Source organism: Streptomyces colwelliae (assembly GCF_048158785.1).
Taxonomy (GTDB): domain Bacteria; phylum Actinomycetota; class Actinomycetes; order Streptomycetales; family Streptomycetaceae; genus Streptomyces.
The window spans coordinates 1-683 of sequence record NZ_JBLTJC010000871.1; the positions used below are offsets into that span (position 1 = coordinate 1).

The window sequence follows — 683 nt, forward strand, 5'->3', positions numbered from 1 at the left end:
TCGGTGTGGTGGCTGTGGCGCCGGGGGCCGGGGTCGGGATGCTCGGGTTCACGTTGGTCGGGCTCGGGTTGTGTGTGTTGGTGCCGCAGACCTTCGCGGCGGCCGGGCGGCTGTTCCCGGGGGCTTCCGATACGGCGATCGCGCGGCTCAATGTCTTCAATTACGTGGGGTTCCTGATCGGTTCGCCGTTGGTGGGGGCGCTGGGCGACGCGTGGAGTTACCGCGGGGCGATGCTCGTGCCGATGGTGTTGGTGCTGGTGACGTTGGTGTACGCCCGCTCGTTCGCGCCGTCGGCGGACCGATACGGTGACGGGCATGAGCGGGCGCGCACAGCTGATGTGGGACGAGGCAGTAACGGGCTATGACTTCGGCCGGGACCATCCGATGGACCCGGTTCGGCTCGACCTGACCCGGAGACTTGTCGATGCCTTCGGGCTGGATGAGGTCGTGGATGTCGTAGCGGCGAAGCCCGCCGGCGATTCGACGTTGCGGCTGGTTCACCGGGAGGACTATGTCGAGGCGGTGAAGGCGGCCTCGGCTGATCCGGAGTCCGCGGACGGGGCGTATGGGCTCGGGACCATGGATGATCCTGCCTTTGCCGGGATGCATGAGGTGTCCGCGTTGATTGCCGGGCAGTCGGTGGGGGCTGCTGAGGCTGTGTGGGGTGGGGATGTTCTGCATGC

At 67.3% G+C, this 683-nt stretch carries 2 protein-coding genes; both read left to right on the forward strand.

Annotated features, from left to right (window positions below; translation table 11 throughout):
- A partial coding sequence (locus ACNFOC_RS54900; protein WP_416966384.1) for an MFS transporter occupies positions 1–365 on the forward strand: 365 nt, incomplete at its 5' end.
- Positions 316–683: arginase family protein (locus ACNFOC_RS54905; protein WP_521987290.1), on the forward strand; the 368-nt coding region annotated here is incomplete at its 3' end. The genes ACNFOC_RS54900 and ACNFOC_RS54905, both read left to right, overlap by 50 nt.